The 1,149-nt window shown below is 61.9% G+C and carries 1 protein-coding gene; it reads right to left on the bottom strand.

Annotated features, from left to right (window positions below; genetic code table 11):
• Positions 1-110 precede the first annotated feature (110 nt).
• On the bottom strand, positions 111-1,085 hold the full coding sequence (gene lptC, locus NW819_RS13890) for an LPS export ABC transporter periplasmic protein LptC (RefSeq protein WP_414414107.1): 975 nt from the start codon (positions 1,083-1,085) through the stop codon (positions 111-113).
• Positions 1,086-1,149 lie beyond the last annotated feature (64 nt).

The raw sequence follows: 1,149 nt of genomic DNA, 5'->3' as shown, positions 1-1,149 counted from the left end.
CACTCGGACGGAGTCCTCAAAGCTCACCACAACTCACCCGATACTTTTCCTTAAAGGTATCCCTATCCTGCCATGCTCTCGGCCAGCTTTCTGCTTCCCCCACCGCCTCCTCAGGGCAAAGTGAGCTGGGTTTGGCTGTTGCCCTGGATCCGAGCGGTGTTGGCCTGCCAATCCAGGATCCCTTGGTTGCCTCTGACAGTCAAAGCCTGGCCGGGCTGGCGGTAGCGCACGTTGCCCTGGGCCTGCAGCTGGGTGGAGCCGATGCGCCAGCGGATCTCCTGGGCCTGCAGCTCTTGACCGGTTTGCTCGGCTTTGGCTTGCCCGTTGCCCAATATGCGCAACTCGGTTAGAGGCAGGGGAGCCCGCAACTGCTCGCCCCTGAGGCGCAAAGCTTGTAAGGGAGCGTAAACCTCTACAGACCCTACTGCCTGCACTTCCCCGACGCCAAATTGCCACAGAAAACGGCTGGCAGCCAGCTCCAGATCCGGATCCCGGTACTCTGCCCGCACCGGCTGAGTGGGATCCCAGTTCTCCAGCTGCATCTGGGCTTGGCCAAAGTCGACGAGCAGCCGATCCCCCCACAGGGATCCCTGGCCCTCCAACAGCTCCACTTTCACCTGGCCCTCAGCTTGGAGGAGGCGCTGTTCCGGCAGCCATTCCACCCGCTGGGCCTGCAGACGCAGATTATCCCGCTCTGATTCCACCTCGACTTGACCCCTCAATTCCAGCCGTCGTTCGCCTGGGTACGCGGATCCTCGCTCGGCGCGGGTGCGGATGGCGCGGTTGTCTTCGTCGAAGAATTCCCCCTGAACGGCCTGCAAATGGGCGGATCCCAACTGCACAGGAGCGGCACCATTTTCTGGGGGGGACTCATATTCGGCCAGGCGAGCCTGTAAGCGCCAGAGAATGGCACCATCCGGTCTGGCCTGGGTGAGGGTGATGTCTTCGTAGATTAACTGGGGAGTGGGAATGGGATCCGCAGGTGTGGGATCCCTGTCTGGGGATGGCTCCAGCGCTCCGCAGGCAAGGCTCAACAGGGCCAAAGCTGCCAGGGAGCTGAGGATGGACAAAGACCTGGACTGCATGGATCTTCTTCCTTGTGGGCGCTCTCCCCTACCCTAGCTTTCTTAGGACTCCGTCCCGCTGGCG

The organism is Synechococcus sp. R8-2, from assembly GCF_047461715.1.
Lineage (GTDB): Bacteria > Cyanobacteriota > Cyanobacteriia > Thermostichales > Thermostichaceae > Thermostichus.
This window is presented reverse-complemented; position numbering and strand designations above follow the sequence as displayed.